This is a genomic window from Lysinibacillus odysseyi 34hs-1 = NBRC 100172 (assembly GCF_001591965.1).
Taxonomy (GTDB): domain Bacteria; phylum Bacillota; class Bacilli; order Bacillales_A; family Planococcaceae; genus Lysinibacillus_B; species Lysinibacillus_B odysseyi.
This window is the reverse complement of sequence record NZ_BCVX01000002.1, coordinates 333,438-357,078: the sequence shown is the minus strand read 5'-3', so window position 1 is coordinate 357,078 and position 23,641 is coordinate 333,438. Positions and strand designations below refer to the sequence as shown.

General features: G+C 40.0%; 20 protein-coding genes. 19 read left to right on the top strand and 1 reads right to left on the bottom strand.

The window, feature by feature from the left end; all coding sequences use genetic code 11:
- From BOD01S_RS04510 to BOD01S_RS04435, 16 genes are all read left to right on the top strand, one after another.
- A complete protein-coding gene (locus tag BOD01S_RS04510) occupies positions 1-669 on the top strand; it encodes a WbqC family protein (RefSeq protein ID WP_169804309.1) in 669 nt (222 codons plus the stop codon).
- The gene (locus BOD01S_RS04505) at positions 669-2,024 is read left to right on the top strand and encodes an MBL fold metallo-hydrolase (RefSeq protein ID WP_036155656.1); all 1,356 of its coding nucleotides are present in this window, start codon (positions 669-671) and stop codon (positions 2,022-2,024) included. Before BOD01S_RS04510 ends, BOD01S_RS04505 begins: the two co-directional genes overlap by 1 nt.
- Positions 2,025-2,036: 12 nt before the next feature.
- Positions 2,037-2,939, top strand: coding sequence for a class I SAM-dependent methyltransferase (locus BOD01S_RS04500; protein ID WP_036155658.1), 903 nt, complete (start codon positions 2,037-2,039; stop codon positions 2,937-2,939).
- Positions 2,936-3,658 (top strand): cytidylyltransferase domain-containing protein, encoded by a 723-nt coding sequence (locus BOD01S_RS04495; RefSeq protein WP_036155660.1) that lies wholly within the window; start codon positions 2,936-2,938, stop codon positions 3,656-3,658. Before BOD01S_RS04500 ends, BOD01S_RS04495 begins: the two co-directional genes overlap by 4 nt.
- A gap of 37 nt (positions 3,659-3,695) precedes the next feature.
- A complete protein-coding gene (pseI, locus tag BOD01S_RS04490) occupies positions 3,696-4,742 on the top strand; it encodes a pseudaminic acid synthase (protein ID WP_036155663.1) in 1,047 nt (348 codons plus the stop codon).
- Entirely contained in the window at positions 4,742-5,878 is a 1,137-nt protein-coding gene (gene pseC / locus BOD01S_RS04485; RefSeq protein WP_036155665.1) for a UDP-4-amino-4,6-dideoxy-N-acetyl-beta-L-altrosamine transaminase, read from the top strand. The genes pseI and pseC overlap by 1 nt, the downstream gene beginning before the upstream one ends.
- A gap of 610 nt (positions 5,879-6,488) precedes the next feature.
- The gene (locus BOD01S_RS04480) at positions 6,489-6,875 is read left to right on the top strand and encodes a flagellar protein FlaG (RefSeq protein WP_036155667.1); all 387 of its coding nucleotides are present in this window, start codon (positions 6,489-6,491) and stop codon (positions 6,873-6,875) included.
- Positions 6,876-6,903: 28 nt separating this feature from the next.
- Positions 6,904-9,276 (top strand): flagellar filament capping protein FliD, encoded by a 2,373-nt coding sequence (fliD, locus tag BOD01S_RS04475; protein ID WP_036155669.1) that lies wholly within the window; start codon positions 6,904-6,906, stop codon positions 9,274-9,276.
- 16 nt (positions 9,277-9,292) lie between these two features.
- Entirely contained in the window at positions 9,293-9,655 is a 363-nt protein-coding gene (locus tag BOD01S_RS04470) for a flagellar protein FliT (RefSeq protein ID WP_233153097.1), read from the top strand.
- A gap of 25 nt (positions 9,656-9,680) precedes the next feature.
- Entirely contained in the window at positions 9,681-10,085 is a 405-nt protein-coding gene (fliS, locus tag BOD01S_RS04465) for a flagellar export chaperone FliS (protein WP_036155673.1), read from the top strand.
- A gap of 823 nt (positions 10,086-10,908) precedes the next feature.
- On the top strand, positions 10,909-11,487 hold the full coding sequence (locus BOD01S_RS04460) for a competence protein ComK (protein WP_036155675.1): 579 nt from the start codon (positions 10,909-10,911) through the stop codon (positions 11,485-11,487).
- A 186-nt stretch (positions 11,488-11,673) separates the two neighbouring features.
- A complete protein-coding gene (locus BOD01S_RS04455; RefSeq protein ID WP_036155677.1) occupies positions 11,674-12,063 on the top strand; it encodes a PilZ domain-containing protein in 390 nt (129 codons plus the stop codon).
- Positions 12,064-12,148: 85 nt separating this feature from the next.
- Positions 12,149-12,706, top strand: a complete 558-nt coding sequence (gene hpf / locus BOD01S_RS04450; RefSeq protein ID WP_036155679.1) for a ribosome hibernation-promoting factor, HPF/YfiA family — start codon at positions 12,149-12,151, stop codon at positions 12,704-12,706.
- 343 nt (positions 12,707-13,049) lie between these two features.
- The gene (gene secA, locus BOD01S_RS04445) at positions 13,050-15,560 is read left to right on the top strand and encodes a preprotein translocase subunit SecA (RefSeq protein WP_036155681.1); all 2,511 of its coding nucleotides are present in this window, start codon (positions 13,050-13,052) and stop codon (positions 15,558-15,560) included.
- A 324-nt stretch (positions 15,561-15,884) separates the two neighbouring features.
- Positions 15,885-16,989, top strand: a protein-coding gene (prfB, locus tag BOD01S_RS04440; RefSeq protein WP_143815047.1) for a peptide chain release factor 2 whose coding sequence is annotated in 2 segments (ribosomal slippage) — positions 15,885-15,956 and positions 15,958-16,989 — 1,104 coding nt in all. Because the reading frame shifts where the segments join, the coding sequence is not laid out codon by codon here.
- 142 nt (positions 16,990-17,131) lie between these two features.
- Complete coding sequence (locus BOD01S_RS04435) at positions 17,132-17,500, top strand: hypothetical protein (RefSeq protein WP_036155682.1); 369 nt, start codon at positions 17,132-17,134, stop codon at positions 17,498-17,500.
- Here BOD01S_RS04435 and BOD01S_RS04430 read toward each other — a convergent pair.
- The gene (locus BOD01S_RS04430) at positions 17,484-17,987 is read right to left on the bottom strand and encodes a competence protein ComK (RefSeq protein ID WP_036155684.1); all 504 of its coding nucleotides are present in this window, start codon (positions 17,985-17,987) and stop codon (positions 17,484-17,486) included. The genes BOD01S_RS04435 and BOD01S_RS04430 overlap by 17 nt on opposite strands.
- A 290-nt stretch (positions 17,988-18,277) precedes the next feature.
- On the opposite strand from BOD01S_RS04430, the gene BOD01S_RS04425 reads away from it, so the two are divergent.
- The 3 genes from BOD01S_RS04425 (at position 18,278) to uvrA (ending at position 23,630) form a co-directional block, all read left to right on the top strand.
- Positions 18,278-18,520 carry an IDEAL domain-containing protein gene (locus BOD01S_RS04425; RefSeq protein WP_036156102.1) on the top strand — a complete coding sequence of 81 codons (243 nt, stop codon included), beginning with the start codon at positions 18,278-18,280 and terminating at the stop codon, positions 18,518-18,520.
- A 253-nt stretch (positions 18,521-18,773) separates the two neighbouring features.
- Positions 18,774-20,756 (top strand): excinuclease ABC subunit UvrB, encoded by a 1,983-nt coding sequence (gene uvrB, locus BOD01S_RS04420; RefSeq protein WP_036155686.1) that lies wholly within the window; start codon positions 18,774-18,776, stop codon positions 20,754-20,756.
- 6 nt (positions 20,757-20,762) lie between these two features.
- Positions 20,763-23,630, top strand: coding sequence for an excinuclease ABC subunit UvrA (uvrA, locus tag BOD01S_RS04415; protein WP_036155688.1), 2,868 nt, complete (start codon positions 20,763-20,765; stop codon positions 23,628-23,630).
- Positions 23,631-23,641: the final 11 nt, after the last annotated feature.

Sequence of the window (23,641 nt, the reverse complement as noted above, 5' to 3'; positions counted from 1 at the left end):
ATGCAGCCAACATATTTGCCGTGGATAGGCTATTTTAAAATGATGAATCGAGTAGATAAATTTGTATTTTTAGATGATATTCAATTCGCGAAAAGATCTTGGCAGCAGCGTAACAAAATCGCATTGGATGGAACAGAGAAAATGTTAACAATACCATGCATTACTAAAGGATTAAGACACCAAAAAATTAATGAAGTTAATATGGATTTTAGTACAAATTGGAAGTTGCAGCATCAAAAGACAATTGAGCAAGCTTATCATAACTACCCATATTTTACAGAATTACAATATATATTTGAGCTTTATAATGAGCCACCGAAGAAACTCTCAGAATTTACAATAGCATTGATAAAGAGAATTGCTACTCAGGCTAATATAACTACAGAATTCATTTTAAGTAGTGAATTAAACGTTCATGGAACTAAGTCAGCGTATTTACTTAATATTTGCAAAGAACTGGGTGCGACTGAATATATTAGTGCAGCTGGATCTAGAGAGTATATTGAAGAAGAAGGTCTTTTTAGGCAATCTGATATAATTGTTACTTACGAACAGAGTGAACCTTTTATCTATAAGCAGTATAACGGAAAAGCTACAATTCCCTACCTATCTTCTATAGATTATATTGCGAATCATGGATTCCTTAAGATGAAGGAGGAGGTATTATAATGAAAGTAAGATATTTAACAGATGCTTGTATTGTAATTGAATATGAGGGGAAAAAGTTACTATGTGATCCATGGCTGAGTGAGAGTATTTGTTACGGGGGGCTATATCACTATCCTCCGATAGATATAAATATTAACGATTATTTAGATGTAGATTGTATTTATATTTCTCATATTCATGAAGACCACTTAGATGCAGAAACATTACAACATTTCTCTAAAGAAATTCCTATAGTGATACATAGTTATGAAGAAAAACATGTATATAATCGTTTAAAAGGTATGGGATTTACTAATATATATGAACTAAAGCATAAAACAAAATTTGAAATAGCTCCTAAATTTACAATAGAAGTATTAGCAGCAGATAATTGTGATCCAGCCATTTGCTTCAAATTTTTTGGATGTCAAGTATCTCAACTGTATGAGCATTCTTTACAAATTGATTCAATGGCAGTTATTCAAGGGGGAGATTATGTTGTAGTTAACACAAATGATTGTCCTTACGAGTTATCCCATACTATGAATCCGTATATTTTAGAACAATATAAAAAAGTTGATTTCCTTATGACAAGCTATAATGCAGCCAGCCCATACCCACAATCATTCGAAAATTTTACAGATGATGAAAAAAGTGCAGAAAAAGAAAAAATACGACAAAAGTGCTTAGATCGGGCAGTTAATTACTGCAAAGATTTACATCCGGAATATATATTACCATTTGCTGCTCAAAGAGTAATAGGTGGTAAAAATTACAAATTGAATAAATTTACTGCCACTACTCCTCTAGAAGTTCTAGAAAAGGAACTAAGTATAAAATTGGAGAAAAATGATCAATTTTCTAAAGTAATTCTTTTAAATTCCAAAAGTTTCTTTGATTTAGAAACAAAGACGAGTTCCTCCAAGTTTATGCCGCCCACAGCAGAGGAAAGAGAAGAGTATTTAAAAAGCGTAATAGGAATCAATCCCTATTTATTTGAGTTACCAGAATATAAAGTTAAGGTAGAAAATCAAATTAATTTAATAGAAAAATTCAAAGTAGCTCAAATGAGAATGTTGAAAAAAATGGATGAGGTTTACTATGGTATGAAAATAGATACCGTACTATATATTGATGCACATCAGGATTATATTTATAAGATTCCTCTAAATGGTGAATCAGTTAGTACAGTGGACCGATCCAATATGAAAGAACCATATTTAAAACTAACTTTAGATTATAGTTTGTTGAATATGATATTAGAAAGAAAAGCTCATTGGAATAATGCTGAATTTGGTAGTTTTATAACCTATTTGAGGAAACCTAATATATTTGACCGTGCAGCTCATCATGTTATTTCTTATTTACATACCTAGGAGGAGTTTTTATTGAATTGTAAGGGTGAAATTGTTGTGAAACAAAGTGACTACAATATTATTGACTGTAATATTTGTGGTTTTAAACATGTTTATCCCTATCCAGATGATCAATCTATAGCAAAACTATATACCGAAGAATATTATGAGAAGGCACAACCAGAATATATAAAAAAGGTAGAAGAAGATAAAGAATGGTGGCTAGAAGTCTATAAAGAACGTATAAAACAAATATCAACATATGTTGAAGAAAAACATGAAGTAAGTGTTTTAGATATCGGCTCCGGTCCAGGATATTTTTTACTGGCTGCGAAATTAGAAGGGTGGAATGAAACAGGTGTTGAACCTTCATTACAGGCATATAGCTATAGCAAAGATCAGGAATTGAATGTATACAATAAGTTTTTTTCAGAGGAAATTATTCAAGGGCTTCCCTTATATGATGTTATTCATATGAATCATGTATTGGAGCATGTTCCTTATCCAAATAAAATATTAAAACTTATTTGGAATCAATTAAAGCCCGGTGGGATTTTTTGTGTGGCTGTTCCTAATGACTTTAATCCATTTCAAAATATTTTAGTGGCAGACCAAGACTATCATTCTTGGTGGGTTAGCCCATTAGAACATGTAAATTACTTTGATTTTAAAAGTCTAATTAAATTGCTAGAATGTAATAACTTCGAGGTTTTAGAGCAATATACTAGTTTTCCAATGGAGCTCTTTTTACTTATGGGAGATAAATTTGTCGGTAATCCTGAGTTAGGGAGAGCATGCCATAAAAAAAGAAAAACATTAGAGATGAATTTGTTTGTGGGTGAAAATAAATTTATAAAACAAGGTTTATATAAATCTTTTGCAGATGCAGGATTAGGCCGAGATGTTATTCTATTTGCGAGGAAGCCTGAGTTATGAAAATAATCGCAATTATTCAAGCCCGAATGGGTTCAACACGCTTGCCTGGAAAAGTGTTAAAACCTTTAGGAAATACGGATGTGCTATCTTATGTAGTTGCACGTTCTCGTAAAATTGAAGGGGTGGCCGAAGTAATTGTGGCAACATCTTCACTACCACAGGACGATGCAATCGTAAAATGGTGTGAGGACCATTTTGTAGAGTATTATCGGGGATCGGAAGAAGATGTTCTAGACCGATATGTACAATGCGCTAATCTTTATCAACCAGATTATGTGATACGAGTAACGGCAGATTGTCCTTTTGTCGATTATGAGATGGCTAGTGAAATGGTCGCATTGGCGAAGAATACACAAGCTGAAGTTATCGATATTGCCCAAAAGTTACCACGTGGTTTAGCAGTTGAAATAATTAGTTACGATGCGCTTTGTCGTATACATACCATTACTACAGAGCTACGCCACCGTGAACACGTTACGTATTATGCGTATGAGTTTAAAGCACAATTTAAACGTGAAATCTACGAGCCGCCGGTTGATCGCCAATATCCAGAACTTCGTATTACATTAGATACAGTTGAAGATTACGCACTATGCAGTGTATTGGCTCATCATTTTAATGACAAATTTATTTCAAGTGCAACTATCGTTGCGTTCTTAAATAGTACACCTAAAATAGCAAAAATTAATGCACATATTGAACAAAAAGAAGTTAATTGATAGTTTGACTTCTTTCTTTTAGGATGGAGGAAATAGCATGATTAAAATTGGAGGCCGTCAAATAGGGCATCATACAAAACCTTTTATTATTGCTGAAATGTCAGGGAATCACAATCAGTCGTTAGAGCGCGCATTGTATTTAGTGAAACTTGCGGCGGAAGCAGGTGTCGATGCATTAAAACTTCAAACTTATACGCCTGATACAATCACATTAGATGTACATACAGGGGAATTTTTTATTCAAGATAATGCGAATATTTGGAAAGGCAACTCTTTATATAATTTATATAAAGAGGCTTATACACCTTGGGAATGGCATAAGGAGATTTTTGATAAAGCAAAAGAACTTGGTTTACTTGCTTTTAGTTCACCGTTCGATGAAACGGCAGTGGATTTTCTCGAAACTTTAGATGTTCCTGCCTATAAAATTGCTTCATTTGAAAATGTCGATATTCCATTAATTAGAAAAGTAGCACGTACAGGAAAGCCAATAATTATTTCAACAGGTATGGCGACTGCTGCTGAAATAGATGAGGCAGTGCGTACTGCGCGTGAAGAGGGCAACAACCAAATCATATTACTGAAATGTACTAGTACATACCCTGCAACACCTGAAAACTCTAATTTAGCAACAATTCCACATATGAGAGATTTATTTGAAACTGAAGTAGGTTTATCAGATCATACAATGGGTGTTGGAGTGTCAGTTGCTGCTGTGGCACATGGTGCCACAGTAATAGAAAAGCACTTCACGACTTCGCGTGCCGAAGGTGGAGTAGATGCGGCATTTTCAATGGAACCTCATGAATTAAAAATGTTAGTAGAGGAAACGGAACGTGCATGGCAAAGCCTAGGAAATGTAAAATATGGGCCAACGGAGGCTGAAAAGAATTCTACAAAATTCCGTCGCTCTTTATATATTGGCGAGGATTTAAAAGCAGGTGATATTTTAACAGAGCAAAATATCCGAAACGTAAGGCCGGGATTAGGATTACCAACAAAATTTTATGATCTAATAATTGGAAAAGCAATTAAGCAAGATGTAAAAAAAGGGACACCACTAAGTTGGGAGCTACTATTATAATGGAGAAATATCCTAAATTCATTTCATACGGTAGTCAAGCAATTGATGAAGATGATATTCAATCAGTTATAGAAACATTACTTTCTCCAAATTTAACACAGGGACCGAAAATTACACAGTTTGAGCAGGCAATAGCAAATTATGTTGGAACGAAATACGCTGTTGCTTTTTGTAATGGTACAGCTGCACTTCATGGGGCTTGTTATGCTGCTGGAATCAGTGAGGGAGATGAAGTTATAACTTCTCCCATTACATTTGCAGCAAGTGCAAACTGTGTGAGGTATGTTGGTGGAACAGTTGTGTTTGCAGATATTGACGAACGCACCTATAATATCGATCCTGAACAAATCCGTTCGAAGATTACATCAAAAACGAAGGCAATTATCCCAGTAGATTTCACTGGGCAACCTGTTGATATAGATGCAATTATGGACATTGCAAGAGAACATAATCTTATTGTTATTGAAGACGGTGCCCATTCACTTGGCGCTAGTTACAAAGGGCGTAAAGTTGGAACACAGGCAGATATGACAATGTTTAGCTTTCATCCTGTTAAGCCTATTACAACGGCAGAGGGAGGGGTTATTGTCACAAATAATGAGATCTACTATAAAAAGTTGCTAAAGTTTAGAAGTCATGGGATAGAACCAACAGCATATGCCAGTGAGCAGGGTGATTGGTATTATGAAATGACAGAACTTGGATATAATTACCGTATGACTGATTTGCAAGCGGCGCTTGGTATTTCACAAATGAAAAAATTAGATGAATTTATTGAGCATCGCCGTGGAATTGCGGCAGTGTATACAGAAGCATTAAAAGATATTGACAGCATTAAAGTGCCGAAACAGTTAGAGGAAACAAAATCTGGCTGGCATCTATATATGATTCAGCTTGAAAATGTAAATCGTAAGCAAGTTTTTGATGCAATGCGAGCGGCCAATATTGGGGTGCATGTTCATTATATTCCAGTATATTGGCATCCATATTATAAGAATCTTGGTTATGAGCAGGGACTATGTCCCATAGCAGAGGCTTGGTATGAGAAAGCATTGACATTGCCGATACATCCAAAACTAAAAGATAATGAAATTAATTATATTGTGAATACTTTAAAAAAACAAATCACTTTATAAGAATTTATTAATAAAATTATGCTTGGTAAGTATTTATCAAATTTAATAGTTAATAAATTGACAATTTAAATTTTGAAAAAGACTTTGAAAATTGAAAATTGAGACCTATATTAATCCCTGATTATTTCAATGACTTTAGCTGTATTGGTAACGCTTGTGAAGATGCCCTCTGTACTGGTTGGAATGTCACAGTAGATAAAGAGACATATCAAACTTATTATAAATTTTACCACCCTGGTATGGCAGAAAAACTACAAAAATATATGGACGTAGGAAATGTCTATTGAGTGCGTACAGCAACTTGCAAAAATAGTTGAGCATAATCCTTCCTATTTACAAGGTGTACACGAAGGGATGGAGTCTTTGGGTTATACTACAATGGGGCACATGTTTATCATGATTATGAGTTGAATTGTTATAAAATGGTGGATCGATAAAGAAAAATCGGGGATAGAAAAGTTAGCTGTGGATGTTTTACGAAAACACACACATTTTACATATAAGAATTTCAGTTTTTTATTGATGATTTATGGAAAAACTGAAATTCTTTTTTGTTTATCCGATATTATCCATAACAACGCTTGTATTAGGTTCAGGGAGGATGGAAAACATGCGTATTTCAGGAAATGCAGATATAGAAGCAACGCTTAATAAATCTTTTTCTCCTAACAGCTCAACAGGAGAAAAAGTAGCGAAACAAGGAAACACTACTATAAGCAACGCGCCCATGCCAAATGCCGAACAAGGGCAACCCCTTGATCATAGCGAGGAAACGAAAGCGAAGGTTCAAGAGGCAGTCGATAAAATGAATGAAATGCTTGAAGTAAACCATAGCGCTTCAAAGTTTATGTATCATGAGGGACTGGAACGCTACTATGTAACGGTAGTTAATAAAGATACAGATGAAATAGTTAAAGAAATCCCGCCGAAAAAGCTTTTAGATGCATTTTATGAAATGCAGAAAATGCTTGGCATGATTGTAGATGAGAAAATATAGAACTGTTTAAAACAAGGAGGAAAACAGTATGGTAAATAGAGTCGGTGGTTTGGCATCTGGAATGGATATTGACGCTTTAGTGGAAAAGCTTATGAATGCGGAAAGAGCGCCTTTAAATAAGCTCTACCAAAATAAGCAAAGATATGAATGGCAACGTGATGCTTATCGGAATATCAATACAAAATTAAAAACATTTGATACGTATATTGCGGATAATTTAATGCTAAAAAACCTAACTTCTAAAACAGCAACAAGTTCAAATTCCGCTTATGTCTCTGCTGTAGCAACAGGCACAGCATCAGGTACGCTTTCAATTGATGGTGTATCACAATTAGCAACAGCAGCGCGCGGCGTAGGACAGCAAATTAATGCTACTGGATCTACAAAGCTGAGCGAGCTGGGTATAGGAGAAACTTCTATTGAATTAAAGGCTATTCAAAGTGATGGAAATATGGCAACTACAGCAACTAAAATAGAATTCGATCCAAATACGACAACTGTAGATCAACTGATTAGCAAAATTAACTCGAGTAATGCAGGAGTCAGTGCTATTTTTGAAGGTGGTAAAGTATCAATTACTGCTAAAAATACAGGGGATAATAAGGTAGGTGCAGAAGTGCAAGTAACTTCTGGCGCAGACGTTTTTAATAAACTAGGTTTTAAGTCATTAACTGGCCAATCTGGTGATTTAGCTTCTGGTGGAACAAATGCAGTATTTGAAGTGAATGGTATTGCAACCGAGCGCACAACTAACACTTTTACAATTAATGGTTATACCTTAACTCTTAAAGAAACATTTAATGCTTTAACTACAATTGCAAATAAGTTGGAAGCTGCTCAGAAAGAGCGTGACAATGCCTATGCCTCTCTTTATGAAGACGTAAAAGATAAAGATGGTAATATTATTAAGTTTAGTTTAGAAAACGCCGTTCAAAATGCGAATAATGCTTATTCGCCAGATATTATTAATGCATACCAGACAAAATTAACGGAAGTACTTGGCTCTTCTAAATTAGATGAAACAGAGCAAGCAGTCTATACTAAATTTAAAAATAAAGATTTTTTAAGTAAACTTTCTGATCAAGATATCGCTCAGCTTGGACCATTTACTGTTAATCCAGATGCAACTCGTGAAGAGATGTTGGCGGCAATTTCATCGTCCCTTGATGATGAGCTATCTCCTGAATTAAAAGAAAAACTGCACACATTGTCAAAAGAAGAATTAATAGCACTATCAAATCTTGATTCAGCCCAGTTAACAGATTTACGTACAGAAGTAAATAGAGAAATTAAACAAAATAATTATAATACAATAAGTAAAAGCTTTTTAAATGGATTAACTTCTGAAGAAATTACAGCAATTCAAGCTATTGATTTTACAAAAGAAGACCCATATGAAGGTTTAACTATAAGTGATGATTTAAAAACAAAGCTGAATGGGTTATCTGGAGCTGAAAGAACAGCCTTAGACAATCTTAACGAGCAAGATTTAAAGTCTTTTAAAGAACTTGCAGCGGTACAAATTCCACATGATGAAAAGAAATCAGCTAAAGAGGCTGCGGATGCTGCCCTTGCAGCAGGACAAACACGTCTTGCAAATGCAGAAGCTACGCTGAAAGCAGCACAAGAAGCAGCGGCTAATCCGCCGACTTCCACTACTATTGCATCTGTAACAATGACATCAAGTAACAATGTAGACGATATGATGACAAAGATTAAAGAATTTGTTAATACGTATAACGGTCTGATTAAAGATTTATCCGATCAAACAAAACAAACAAAATACCGAGACTATGCTCCTTTAACGAATGAACAAAAAGAAGATATGTCTGAGAATGAAATAAAGCTTTGGGAAGAAAAAGCAAAGAGTGGTTTACTGCGTAACGATGCGCTTATTCGGAGTGGCCTGGCAGATATGCGTTCTTTAGTTTATCAGTCAAATCCAGCCATAACGGATTCGAAATATAATACTCTATATAGTATCGGTATTACAACCTCGAAAAATTATAATGAGGGAGGTACACTTCAAATCGATGAAAACAAATTACGTGCCGCATTAGAAGCAGATCCAGATGCAGTAGAAAAGCTATTTAAAAATAGTGAAGGAAAAAAAGAAGATACGATAAATGGTGAAAAAGTAGATACACGTGGATATTTAGAGAAGCTACGTGAATCGATGAAATCCTTTGAAGTTTCTATTGAGAAAAAAGCCGGACGTTCTTCAATGACTGATGCCGAATATGCAATCGGTAAGAATTTAATGGATACAGAGAATCGTATTGATACATGGAAACGCAAACTTGAAGATATTGAGACGCGTTATTGGAAACAGTTCACTGCAATGGAAACAGCTATCAATAAAGCGAACCAACAGTCCTCTATGTTTATGCAAGGTCAATAACCTGTAGGTGGTAAGTATGATGGAAATGATAAAACAGGTTTTACAAACATCAGCTAAGCTATATCAACATTTAACGAATCTGCCAATAGAAGAGCAACGTGATGAGTATATCGAGAAAATTCATCTTCTTTTGGATGAACGAGGTTTGTTAATTGAAGAAATGCAAAAAGGTGGATTCCAAGTTGATTTAGAGAATAAATCACATAAGATGTTGGTGGAATTAGATAAAGGAATACGTGAACGGCTGAATAAGGTAATGAAATTAATTCAAGAAGATTTGAAGGATCTACAAAATGCAAAAAGAAATGAACAACAATATAGAAATCCTTATGCAAGTGTTCAAGTGATGGACGGCCGCTACTTCGATAACAAGAAATAATGAAAGCTTCAAAGGAGTGTCAATAGTGACAGCACAAACAAATGCATATAATGCATACAAACAAAATAGTGTAACGACTGCCTCGCCTGGTGAATTGACTTTAATGTTATATAACGGTTGTATCAAGTTTTTAGGAAAAGCGAAAGTAGCTATTACAGATAAGAATATACAAGAAAAAAACCATAACATCCAACGTGCACAAGCAATCATCGCAGAACTAATGTCCACGTTAAATATGGATATCGACATTTCTAAACAAATGCTGCCATTATACGATTATATGAACCGTCGCCTGATAGAAGCAAATATTCAAAACGATATTGCTATTATTGAAGAGGTGGAGGGCCTAGTAACAGAGTTCCGTGATACATGGAAGGAAGTTATCAAAATTACGCGCCAGCAGCAATACGGCAGCGCCCAGCAAGTATAATTAAAAACTACTTTTGTACATGCCATTTAGCAGGTAATACGCCTGTTAGATGGCATATTTTATTGAGTAAAAAGAGTATGCACAGCTAAGTAAAAAATGAATGTATATAACCGCAAACACGGGTTGAAAGCTAGTAAATGTCGAAAAATGCACTTATCAATCGTCCTTTTTCCGTGAAAAAGAGAAAAAGAACCAATAATTTAAGAAGAATAAAGTACAAAAATGAGACCTCAATAATTTAATTATTTTGAAAATATAGACATAAATTATGTATACAGTTACAATGTAGTCGTAGAGAGAAAGGACGAGAAGGTAGAGTTAAATAGGCCTATGTGCTATTTTTCATGCTCCTATATCTCAGATTTCTACCCGACATCATGGCAGGACAACCTCAATTACGGTACTTCAATTACTATGCCCGCATCAGCAGAAAAGCCAATTTACCCCATGAAAAGCGGCTTTTCACCAATTACACCTAGAGCATACGGATCTACCCTCGCACATTTATTTCAGTAGTCTACTAGAAAGCAAGACTCGTAATTTCCACAACGTAGAAAACAGCCAGATCAGCAGAAAAATTGTATATATATGAAGTAAAAATATGAGGGGGATGTGTGCCTGCTTACTTAGTTTTTGTCGAAACTGTTTGTGGAGTAGCCAATTAAAGGAGGTGAATAAGATGTGAAAGAGGCAAAAATAAAATCCCCAAGTAAGTTGTCCAGGAAGACTCAGTACTTGAGGATTTAAGGAGCAGGAGTATACCTGCCATATTGCAAGTATACTCCTTTTTTTAAATTAATTAAATTGAAAAGGAGTGAAAATTATGAAAAAGAAATCAGACTTTCATATTACAGGAGAGACAAAGAGAATCGCCCCATTTCGTGAAAAGGGAACGGGCGAGCTCCATTCGATGATCCTTCAAGGAAACGATGTTATCCGCGTGTCGGTGCCTCCGTATGAAATTATTGATTATAATCTGAGAAGAGTCGGATCGAGTCTGCGCGGAGCAAAGGATAGCGCCAAAGAATTACTCGATACTTCTAGCATGTTTCCGGTAGCTTTAGGGAGAAGAATGGAATGGATATGGTTTATGAGCGAGGCGATGAAAAATGAACATTGTCACTGGTATGGGCTGCATCATGTGAAGGAGCTGAAGAAAATTGATGATAAGAGAACGGAAATTTTTTTATATTGCGGACGTTCGGATATGCTTGCTGTACCTAAAAATTCTTTAGCTAACCGCAAGAAAAGCGCCCATTATTTCCAATCAAAGCTTCTTCAAAGCGACTATCTCGACCCATTTTTGTATAGCCAGCTACCTAAGCATTATGGAAAGGTGAGCGAGGGTGAACGTGCACCATACGAGGTAAACAAGCCAAAAGAGGATAAAGACCGTAAATAATTTTTATAATGCTCCATTGGAAAGCTCATTCTTTTGCTTAAAAGGATGGGCTTTCCCCCTATACCTCTATAGTTTTTTCAATGAGATTATCCTTCAATAGTACCCAGCTATTTGCTAAATTTTGCCGTATATTGGGCGATATAAGTAGTTGAACAACATGCTTTTTTATCAGCTGGGGGTGCTAGGATGATTTTTAAAAGAAAAGAAGGGTTCCGTTTTTCGTTCGGCGAGCCGCTTGATGCGGGGTTTGTCGTGATGATTGACGGAAAGCCGATTGGAACCAGGGAAAGCCGCCTGGCGTGCAAGGTACTGGATGTCAGTCCGCGCGGCATGAAAATGATGACGGAAGCGGACTTGAGTAGTTATATAAATAAAGTATTGCAATTGGAGATTTCCTTCACACTCGATCATACGGAAATTCGTGGAATCGGTGAAATTGTGTGGAGTAAAAAATTTGGAAGCGGGTATCAATATGGTATCGTCTTCTATAATCAGCCGGGTGTGGAATCATTGATCATCAGTGAGCTGAAAGCAAGACGTCGGAAAGAGACGTTCGGATCAAAAAATCAGGGATAATTTTTCAAAGATTTTTTTGATTCGGCAGGATTTTGCGGTTGGATATCGAAATAAGTAATATAGCCGTATTGAAGGAGGAGTTTACATGCTAAAGTTTAACATTCGTGGCGAAAACATTGAGGTAACTCCAGCGATTCGTGAGTATGTCGAGACGAAAGTCGAGAAGGTCGAACGCTATTTTAATGAAGACGTGGATGCGAAAGCAAACGTCAATTTAAAGGTCTACAATGATAAGCAGACGAAAGTAGAAGTAACAATTCCGATGAAAAATGTTACGCTTCGTGCAGAAGAGCGTCATAACGATATGTATGCTGCTATTGATCTTATCGTAGACAAATTAGAGCGTCAAATTCGCAAGCACAAAACAAAGGTAAACCGTAAATTCCGGGAGCGTGAGGGAGCAGGTACTTACTTTGCAAATGTCGCGCTGGCTGAACCGGAAACAGAGACGGACGAAGAATACCAAATCGTACGCACGAAACAATTTAACTTAAAACCAATGGATCAGGAAGAAGCAATTCTTCAAATGAACTTATTGGGGCATGATTTCTACATCTTTACGGATGCCGAAACAGACGGCACAAATATCGTCTACAAACGTAAAGACGGAAAATATGGCTTAATTGAAACAGAAGCGAACTAACTAAATAGACGCCCGCCTTCCCAATCATGTGGGAGGCGGGCGTTTTTTCTATATACTCAATGCTTTGCTAGCCATTACTTTTTCGTCATAAAGGCTTCCGTTGTGCGAGATGACAAACTATCTGGGGAATAGTTTATTTTTTAGAAATAGGGAAGCTGATATTCCTATTTTTTATAATACATAGAAACAAAAGGTAAAATAAGCTATTATTTTAGATATATATATAGCCTACTCCAAGCAGTCATCTTTTTAAGATTTTCCCTCTGAACCCTTCCGGCTATTTGCACCGTCATACAAGTAAATGATAAAATGAAAGTTGATACTAAACGGGAAGTGACAATACATGCTAAACATCTTAAATAAAATGTTTGATTTCAATAAAAAAGAAGTAAAGCGTCTTGAGAAAGTGGCAGAACAGGTTGAGGCATTGGCAAGTCAAATGGCAGGATATTCGGATGAACAGCTGCAAGCGAAAACACCCGAATTCCAAAATCGCTATGAAAACGGTGAGTCTTTAGATAAATTATTACCGGAAGCATTTGCCGTGGCGCGTGAGGCAGCAAAACGCGTATTAGGTCTGTATCCATACAAAGTACAGATCATGGGTGCTGCTGCCCTGCATGACGGGAACATTGCAGAAATGAAGACCGGGGAAGGGAAAACGCTGACGGCAACGATGGCGGTTTACTTAAATGCTTTAGCTGGCAAAGGTGTCCATGTTGTGACAGTCAATGAATACTTGGCGACACGTGATGCGACAGAGATGGGCGAGCTATATAACTGGCTTGGCTTAACGGTCGGTCTAAACTTAAATAGTCTTGATAAGGGCGGCAAGCGAGAAGCATATGCCGCGGATATCACATATTCTACGAACAACGAGCTAGGGTTCGATTATCTGCGTGACAATATGGTGCTTTATAAAGAAGATAAGGTACAGCGCCCGCTTCATTATGCAGTTATTGATGAGGTAGACTCTATTTTAATCGATGAGGCGCGTACACCATTGATCATTTCAGGGCAGGCAGGAAAGACAGCCCAGCTGTATGTCCAGTCAAATGCCTTTGTCCGTATGTTAAAGGCAGAAGAAGATTACAACTACGATGAGTCTACAAAGGGCGTTACGTTGACAGAAGCAGGGATTGAAAAAGCAGAGCGTGCATTTGGTATTGATAACCTGTTTGACCTGACCCACGTCCGCCTGAATCATGCGATTAACCAATCATTAAAAGCACATGTATCGATGCATAAAGATGTCGATTATGTTGTACAGGATGGCGAAGTGGTGATTGTCGACAGCTTCACAGGCCGTTTAATGAAGGGCCGCCGCTATTCAGACGGTCTGCACCAGGCGATCGAGGCGAAAGAAGGCCTTGATATCCAAAACGAATCTATGACAATGGCGACGATTACGTTCCAAAACTACTTCCGTATGTATGAAAAGCTTGCTGGTATGACAGGTACAGCAAAGACGGAGGAAGAGGAATTCCGCAATATTTATAACATGCAGGTAATTGCGATTCCAACGAACAAACCGATTGCCCGTGAGGATAAAGCGGACTTGATCTATGCTTCAATGCAGGGGAAATTCGAGGCAGTTGCTAAGGATATCGCTGAGCGTCACCGTAAAGGTCAGCCGGTGCTTGTTGGTACGGTAGCGATTGAAACATCGGAAATTATTTCGAACTTACTAACAAAGCATAAAATCCCGCATAATGTACTGAATGCTAAAAACCATGAACGTGAAGCGGAAATTATCGCAAACGCCGGGAATAAAGGTGCCGTAACGATTGCAACAAACATGGCGGGCCGTGGTACGGATATTAAGCCGGGTGAGGGTGTACTAGAGCTTGGCGGTCTTGCGGTAATCGGTACAGAGCGACATGAATCGCGCCGTATCGATAACCAGCTGCGCGGTCGTTCCGGCCGTCAAGGGAACGCCGGTGTGACACAGTTCTACTTGTCATTGGAAGATGAGTTAATGCGCCGCTTCGGTTCAGATAATATGAAAAATATGATGACGAAGCTCGGGATGGATGATTCACAGCCAATTCAGTCGAAGATGGTATCCCGCGCGGTAGAATCAGCGCAAAAACGTGTAGAAGGAAATAACTTTGATGCACGTAAACGCCTGCTGCAATATGATGATGTACTTCGTCAGCAGCGTGAGGTTATTTATAAAGAGCGCGAACAAGTACTTGAAACAGAGGATATGCGAGCTCTTGTTGAGAATATGATTGATGAGTCGATTGACAACGCGGTGGCACTCCATACGCAGGGTGAGCAGGCGGACTGGAACTTGCAGGCGCTGGTTGACTACATTTCAGCTAATTTACTGGACGAAGGCGATCTGCAGGCTGCTGACTTTGAAGGGTTGACTGCAGAAAAGATTACCGATGTCATTAAAGAGGCAGTAAAGGCCCGCTATAATGAAAAAGAGGAAGCATTAACGCCTGAGCGGATGCGCGAATTTGAAAAGGTCATTTTACTTCGTGCAATCGATTCAAAATGGATTGACCATATTGATGCGATGGATCAGCTTCGCCAAGGGATCCACCTTCGTGCATACGGACAAAACGATCCGCTGCGTGAGTACCAGCAGGAAGGGTTCGCCATGTTTGAGGACATGGTCGCCTCTATCCGCGAGGACGTAACGAAATATGCGATGAAGGCAGAAATCCGCAGTAACCTGCAGCGTGAGGAAGTAGCGAAGGGACAGGCAGTGAACCCGAAAGAAGAGGGAAGCGCCAAACCGAAGAAAATGCCTATGCGCAAATCTGAAACAATCGGACGTAACGACCCATGCCCATGCGGCAGCGGGAAGAAGTATAAAAACTGCCATGGGGTAACCGAGTAAGTAGAGCACTATATATGTCTGTAAGAATGTATAGTAATGGACTCCTATAGCAATTTATGGCCAGGACTGCTTTTAGCAGTCCGGTTTTTGCCTGATTAATTTTACCGTATTTAAGGAAAATCTCCTGCCGGCTTTCTAAATGTTAAAATAGACAGGGATTTTCTTATATAATGAGAATTTATTCCATCCAGTAGTCACAGAATGTTGCATTTGCGCCTATCACGCTGCAAGAGCGTGGAGGCTCAAGCAGAACGTGCAGCCAGCACAAATGCTTTTGGAAGAATATAATTCAATATACACTACATGTTGGAGGATTTATAAATGATTGAATTAGCAGAAGCAAGAAATATCCTGGAAACTACAGCTACGAAACTAGCGGACTTCAGGGGGTCTCTTTGACTTAGAGAACAAAGAAGCACGGATTCAAGAGCTTGACGAAATGATGCTTATGCCGGATTTCTGGAATGACCAGCAGGGAGCCCAGACGATCATCAATGAAGCGAATGGCATTAAAGCGATTGTCAATGAATACAACGATTTGTTATCGACACAGGAAAATTTAGAAATGACGCTGGAGCTGCTGAAGGAAGAACCGGATGCTGACTTACAGGAAGAGCTTGGTTCGGAGCTGGAACAGTTTCAAGCGAAGATGGCGGACTTTGAGCTGCAAATGCTGCTATCGGAGCCATACGATAAAAACAATGCCATCTTAGAGCTGCATCCAGGAGCAGGCGGTACAGAGTCACAGGACTGGGGCTCGATGCTGCTGCGCATGTATACACGCTGGGCGGAAAAGCGCGGCTTCAAAGTAGAAACGCTTGATTACTTACCAGGTGATGAGGCGGGTATTAAATCGGTAACGCTTAAAATTTCCGGTCATAATGCGTACGGCTATTTAAAGGCGGAAAAAGGTGTACACCGTCTTGTTCGTATTTCGCCTTTTGATTCATCAGGCCGACGCCATACATCGTTTGTATCATGTGATATTATGCCGGAGTTTAATGATGAAATTGAAATTGACGTACGTACAGAGGATTTGAAAATCGATACGTACCGTGCAACAGGTGCCGGTGGTCAGCATATCAATACGACGGACTCAGCTGTCCGTATCACTCATATGCCGACAGGAGTTGTCGTCCAGTGCCAATCAGAGCGCTCACAAATTAAAAACCGTGAGAGTGCAATGAAAATGCTGAAGGCAAAGCTGTATCAATTGGAGATCGAAAAGCAAGAGCAGCAGCTTGCTGAAATTCGTGGTGAGCAAAAGGAAATCGGATGGGGTTCACAAATCCGTTCGTATGTTTTCCACCCGTACTCTATGGTAAAAGACCATCGTACAAATGAAGAGACAGGAAATACAGGCGCTGTGATGGACGGAGATTTAGACGCATTTATCAATGCCTACCTCCGTTCCCGTATCGCACAATAATTATAAATCGCCCAGACGCTGGAGTATAGCGGCTGGGCGTTTTTTTTGTTGGGTATGACAGATTTAGCAATTGGGGCTTGCAACTTTCAACTGAGCATGTAAAATAGGGATAAGAACAAATGTTCGTTTTGGAGGAGTGGAAATGGAACAATTACCACCTGCTGCCGCCCGCTATTTTGAAGCAGCCATTTATTTGCCAATGCTGCTCATTGTATTGGAAAAGGATTATATGCTGCTGGAAAAAGGAGAATTTAAACTGAAGGGTCCTTATCTTCATTTAGTTCAAAAAACAAGCGAATTAATTGCAATGGACCTGAAAAAAGCAAAGGCGTATTTGAAGAAGCATGATTTGTCAGTTGTACGCATCGGTCGTGATGATTTATTCACGGAATATCAATTTCATTATGTAAGGGCTACTGTTGTACGACGATATTCTAATATACGCCTTCGCAACCAAAGTGAAAAACTATTGAAGCACTATCTTTATCAAACGATTAAAACAGTGGAGTGAAGCGGTTCCAGTGTTTGTGAACGGCCTTGAACAGCATGGAAGATGTGACATACTGGTTATTGAAAGATGAGATTAATACGGGCAGTTCGACTTCTACGCTGTCTCTAAAGGTGATGGTTACATGTGTTTTGTGGTTCACAATATTGCTGATGGAATTATAGGCAATCCAAGCATTGTGTTCAGATTTCGGTGAAAAGAGAGGGAACATGATGTAAGGCTGTCGGTTGACATCGACCCCCACCACAACGGGGAGTTTGTGCTTATTCCCGGTAAGGAACTGTTTTGTTCGTTCTGTTGCTGTGCGATAACTGCTGCCCATATCTTTACAGGCTGTATCCACGAGCTTTAACGACCTCGTCGGTACATGGAAAGTACCCTTTTTTTCATAGACGATCGTATGACTTTTCTGTCCGTGGCGAAAAGATTGCAGCATATATGTGTCACTCGTAATCGTATAGTCATTAATGAATTCCTCTGGAAGGTTCAACTGTAATTCCTCCTACCTATCGTATTCAAGCGCTGTACCGGACTATTGTTGAGAGGGGGCTTTTTACATACATTACTGGGCAGTTCTCTATGAATATCGTTTTACGTTCATAGAGGAGAAATTTCAACAATCTTCGATAACAGGGCTTGTTATGTATAATCATACTGAATGATAGGACAAAATCAATAGAAAAAGAGAAAATAATGGATAATTATGTTCAATATTCAGAAAATATTGCAAACTCTCACCCGTTTTTGTATAATAACAAAAAGGGTATTGGGGTGATATCGATGGATAAATATTATTCATATACGGATTTTCTGCGAGCAGTAGGGCAGTACCCGCAAACAACGGAAAGCGAAAAACTGTTGAACGATATTTATTTGGATTTATTTTTAGGTAGATTGCAGCGATTACAGCGTATTGACCAGCTAAAGAAACTCATCGATATGTCATTAGACCAACGAAATGAACAGGCTTTTTATAAGTATGCCCAAGAGATTTGTGAACTGCAGAAAGAGATGAATGAATAGAGTAAAAATCGTCACGAAAAGCCGTGGCGATTTTTTTATGGAGGAAAATACTATAATGGCTGGATATGGAACACACTTGGGGAAAGAGTCCGTAGAAGCGTAAAAATCGAACATCCTCCAATAGTTCTTAATCAGTGGAGCCGAATTATAATTGTGTCCTTTTTGCAGAATATATGTTCGTTTATTGTTCGATTATTGAAAACGGGTATGGTAAAATGAACATATGATTATTGGAGAAAGAGGGCGACTGCAGATGAGCGAAAAATTTGAAATACAGTCCCACTATCAACCAAGCGGAGATCAGCCGGCAGCCATTACGGAACTGGTAAAGGGCGTAAAGGAAGGAAAACGGCATCAAACACTGCTTGGGGCAACAGGTACAGGGAAGACGTTTACGATTTCAAACGTCATTAAAGAAGTAAATAAACCGACATTGGTTATGGCACATAATAAAACATTGGCCGGCCAGCTTTATAGTGAGTTTAAAGAATTTTTTCCCGATAATGCGGTTGAATATTTTGTCAGCTATTATGACTACTTCCAGCCGGAAGCCTATGTTCCGCAGACAGATACGTATATTGAAAAGGATTCAAGCATCAATGACGAAATTGACAAGCTGCGGCACTCAGCGACATCTGCCCTGTTTGAACGGAAGGACGTCATTATTATTGCTTCTGTTTCCTGCATTTACGGCTTAGGTTCCCCGGAAGAATACCGTGAGATGGTCGTATCTATTCGAACAGGAATGGAGATAGAGCGCAATCAATTGCTGAGACGTTTAATCGATGTTCAGTATGAACGCAATGATATCAATTTTACGCGAGGAACGTTTCGTGTCCGCGGGGATGTAGTCGAAATTTTCCCTGCCTCCCGCGATGAGCGTTGCATCCGTGTAGAGTTTTTCGGCGATGAGATTGACCGGATCCGCGAGGTGGACGCCTTGACAGGTGAAGTGCTTGGGGAGCGAGATCATGTAGCGATATTCCCTGCTTCCCACTTCGTAACGCGTGAAGATAAAATGGTCAAAGCAATCGATAGAATTGAAAAGGAGCTGGAAGAGCAGCTTGAGAAATTCCGCGCAGAAGGAAAGCTGTTAGAAGCACAGCGTCTTGAGCAGCGGACAAATTATGATTTGGAAATGATGCGTGAAATGGGCTTCTGTTCGGGTATTGAAAACTATTCCCGCCATTTAACGCTGCGTGAAGCTGGTTCAACACCGTATACACTGCTCGATTATTTCCCGGAGGATTTCCTTCTCGTCGTTGATGAAAGCCATGTCACATTGCCGCAGGTACGGGGTATGTACAACGGAGACCAGGCGCGTAAGCAAGTACTTGTTGACCACGGGTTCCGGCTGCCATCAGCGCTTGACAACCGCCCGCTGAAATTTGAAGAATTCCAATCGAAAGTGTCACAGGCGATCTATGTTTCAGCAACGCCAGGGCCGTATGAGCTGGAGCATACACCCGAGATGGTCGAGCAGATTATTCGTCCTACGGGGCTGCTTGATCCAACGATTGACGTCCGCCCGATCGAAGGACAGATTGATGACTTAATCGATGAAATTCAGGAGCGCATTCGACGGAATGAACGCGTGCTTGTAACGACGCTTACGAAGAAAATGTCCGAAGATTTATCGGATTATTTGAAACAGATGGGCTTAAAGGTGGAATATTTGCACTCGGAAATTAAAACGTTGGAGCGCATCGAAATTATCCGAGAGCTGCGGAAAGGCATACATGACGTCCTCATCGGCATTAACTTGCTGCGGGAAGGACTGGATATTCCGGAAGTATCACTCGTTGCCATTTTGGATGCTGATAAAGAAGGCTTCCTCCGCTCAGAGCGTTCATTAATCCAAACAATCGGCCGTGCTGCGCGTAATGCCAATGGCCATGTCATTATGTACGCTGACAATATGACAGACTCCATGAAAAAGGCCATTGATGAAACGAAGCGTCGCCGGGCAATCCAGGAAGCTTACAATGAAGAGCACGGCATTGAACCAAAAACAATCATCAAAAAGATTCCAGAAGTGATTCGTGCAACACAGGCAGCTGAAGAAGAAGCAACATACGTAACGAAGGTCACAAAAGGCAAAAAATTGACGAAGGCGGAAATCGATAAGCTGATCGAAACGCTAGAGGCGGAAATGAAAGAAGCTTCAAGAGCGCTTGATTTCGAGCGGGCCGCGGAACTTCGCGATACTATTTTTGAACTGAAGGCAGAAAGGTGACGTAATGTGAAAAATACAGAAATCGTTGTAAAAGGTGCAAGAGCACATAACTTGAAAAATATTAATGTAACGATTCCACGCGATCAGCTGGTTGTCCTAACCGGCTTATCGGGTTCAGGAAAGTCGTCGCTTGCTTTTGATACGATTTATGCAGAAGGGCAGCGCCGCTATGTGGAAAGCCTGTCTGCCTATGCACGTCAATTCCTCGGGCAGATGGACAAGCCCGATGTGGACTTGATTGAGGGGCTGTCTCCTGCGATTTCGATCGATCAGAAAACGACGAGCCGAAACCCACGTTCCACAGTAGGGACAGTAACAGAAATCTACGACTATTTGCGTCTGTTATTTGCGCGTGTCGGAAAGCCCGTTTGTCCAAATCACGGTATTGAAATCAGTTCCCAGACGATTGAGCAGATGGTGGACCGTTTGATCGAATATCCGGAACGGACAAAAATGCAGCTGCTCGCACCGATTATAGAGGGAAAAAAGGGGACGCATGTGAAGCTGCTTGAGGACTTAAAGAAGCAGGGGTATGTGCGGATCCGGGTAGACGGTGAGCTGCGTGATTTAGACGACAACATTGAGCTTGATAAAAACAAAAAGCATACGATTGAAGTCGTGGTAGATCGGATTGTCATGAAAGAAGGGGTTGCTGCCCGTTTAAGCGATTCGTTGGAAGCGGCCCTTCGCCTTGCGGATGGACGTGTGCTCGTCGATGTCATGGAACATGAAGAATTGTTGTTCAGCGAGCATCATGCTTGCCCGATTTGCGGATTTTCCATCGGCGAATTGGAGCCGCGTATGTTTTCATTCAATAGTCCGTTCGGGGCCTGTCCATCATGTGACGGGCTTGGCATGAAAATGGTAGTGGACCCTGACTTGGTCATTCCGGATTGGGACCGAACTTTAGAAGGACATGCCATCGCGCCGTGGGAGCCGACAAGCTCGCAGTACTACCCTGAACTGTTAAAAGCGGTTTGCAAGCATTATGGTATTCCAATGGATGTGCCTGTACGTGACCTGTCAAAGGAACAGATGAATAAAATCCTAAAAGGATCCGGCAAAGACAAAATCCATTTTACTTATACAAATGAGTACGGACGCACGCATTCCAAAATGATTGAATTTGAAGGCGTACTGAAAAATATTGAGCGCCGTTTTAAAGAAACGAGCTCAGACTACGTACGCGAACAGATGCAAAAATATATGACGGAGCAGCCATGTCCGACTTGTAAAGGATACCGCCTAAAACCGGAATCGCTGGCCGTTAAAATAGAAGGAAAACATATTGCGGAAGTTACACAATATGCTATCAAGGAAGCAAGCAGCTTTTTTGAGACGCTGAATTTATCGGAAAAGGACCGGCAGATTGCGCATTTAATTTTGCGTGAAATTGATGAGCGTCTCGGATTCCTTGTAAATGTCGGTCTTGACTATTTGACATTGTCAAGGGCTGCCGGAACGCTCTCCGGCGGGGAAGCGCAGCGGATTCGTCTGGCCACACAGATTGGCTCACGGCTGACAGGTGTCCTCTATATTTTAGATGAACCGTCAATCGGTCTTCATCAGCGTGATAATGACCGCTTGATTTCAACGCTTCAAAGTATGCGTGATCTCGGTAATACATTGATTGTTGTCGAACACGACGAGGATACAATGATGGCGGCTGATTACTTAATCGATGTGGGACCAGGAGCCGGGGTGCATGGCGGTACGATTGTTGCCCAAGGAACACCGGGGGAAGTAATGGAAAATGATGCTTCACTAACGGGACAATATTTGAGCGGGAAGAAATTTATCCCGCTGCCGACAGAGCGCCGTACGTCTGATGGACGCAAGCTGACAATTAAAGGTGCTTCAGAAAACAACCTGAAAAACGTATCGGTTGATGTGCCGCTCGGTATGTTCGTTGCCGTAACAGGTGTATCAGGGTCAGGAAAGTCTACACTGATCAATGAGATTTTATATAAGACGCTTGCCCAGAAATTAAACCGCGCAAAAAATAAGCCGGGTGCCCATAAGTCGGTGGAGGGACTGGAGCAGCTTGAAAAAGTGATCGATGTGGATCAGTCACCGATCGGCCGTACACCACGTTCAAACCCAGCGACATATACGGGAGTATTTGATGATATTCGGGATGTATTTGCTTCAACGAATGAAGCAAAGGTAAGGGGCTATAAGAAAGGACGTTTCAGCTTTAATGTGAAAGGCGGCCGCTGTGAAGCATGCCGCGGGGACGGCATTATCCAAATTGAAATGCATTTCCTGCCGGATGTATACGTACCATGTGAGGTGTGCCACGGTAAACGCTATAACCGCGAAACACTGGAAGTCCGCTACAAAGAAAAGAATATCGCCGATGTGCTTGATATGACAATAGAGGATGCAGTCGTATTTTTCGAAAACATTCCAAAAATCAAGCGGAAGCTCCAGACAATTGTAGATGTAGGGCTTGGCTATATGAAGCTTGGACAGCCTGCCACTACACTATCCGGTGGGGAAGCGCAGCGTGTCAAGCTTGCTTCGGAACTGCACCGGCGTTCGACAGGGAAATCCTTCTATATTTTAGATGAACCAACGACAGGTCTTCATGCTGATGATATCGCCCGCTTGCTGAAAGTATTGCAGCGGCTTGTTGAAAATGGTGAAACAGTACTTGTCATTGAACATAATCTGGATGTTATTAAAACAGCAGACTATATTATTGATCTTGGTCCGGAAGGTGGAGATAAAGGCGGTACCATTGTGGCTGCCGGGACACCTGAGGAAATCTGCGAAGTGAAAGAAAGCTATACTGGCCGTTATTTGAAGCCGGTATTAGAGCGTGACAAGAAACGTATGAAAGAAATTATTGAAAAGGCTAAGGCAAAATAGTAGAGCGCAAA

Coding starts and splice junctions, on each gene's coding strand:
- BOD01S_RS04510 (WP_169804309.1), top strand. CDS start 1: ATGCAGCCAACATATTTGCCGTGGATAGGCTATTTTAAAATGATGAAT.
- BOD01S_RS04505 (WP_036155656.1), top strand. CDS start 669: ATGAAAGTAAGATATTTAACAGATGCTTGTATTGTAATTGAATATGAG.
- BOD01S_RS04495 (WP_036155660.1), top strand. CDS start 2,936: ATGAAAATAATCGCAATTATTCAAGCCCGAATGGGTTCAACACGCTTG.
- pseI (WP_036155663.1), top strand. CDS start 3,696: ATGATTAAAATTGGAGGCCGTCAAATAGGGCATCATACAAAACCTTTT.
- pseC (WP_036155665.1), top strand. CDS start 4,742: ATGGAGAAATATCCTAAATTCATTTCATACGGTAGTCAAGCAATTGAT.
- BOD01S_RS04480 (WP_036155667.1), top strand. CDS start 6,489: ATGCGTATTTCAGGAAATGCAGATATAGAAGCAACGCTTAATAAATCT.
- fliD (WP_036155669.1), top strand. CDS start 6,904: ATGGTAAATAGAGTCGGTGGTTTGGCATCTGGAATGGATATTGACGCT.
- BOD01S_RS04470 (WP_233153097.1), top strand. CDS start 9,293: ATGATGGAAATGATAAAACAGGTTTTACAAACATCAGCTAAGCTATAT.
- BOD01S_RS04460 (WP_036155675.1), top strand. CDS start 10,909: ATGAAAAAGAAATCAGACTTTCATATTACAGGAGAGACAAAGAGAATC.
- BOD01S_RS04455 (WP_036155677.1), top strand. CDS start 11,674: ATGATTTTTAAAAGAAAAGAAGGGTTCCGTTTTTCGTTCGGCGAGCCG.
- hpf (WP_036155679.1), top strand. CDS start 12,149: ATGCTAAAGTTTAACATTCGTGGCGAAAACATTGAGGTAACTCCAGCG.
- secA (WP_036155681.1), top strand. CDS start 13,050: ATGCTAAACATCTTAAATAAAATGTTTGATTTCAATAAAAAAGAAGTA.
- BOD01S_RS04435 (WP_036155682.1), top strand. CDS start 17,132: ATGGAACAATTACCACCTGCTGCCGCCCGCTATTTTGAAGCAGCCATT.
- BOD01S_RS04425 (WP_036156102.1), top strand. CDS start 18,278: ATGGATAAATATTATTCATATACGGATTTTCTGCGAGCAGTAGGGCAG.
- uvrB (WP_036155686.1), top strand. CDS start 18,774: ATGAGCGAAAAATTTGAAATACAGTCCCACTATCAACCAAGCGGAGAT.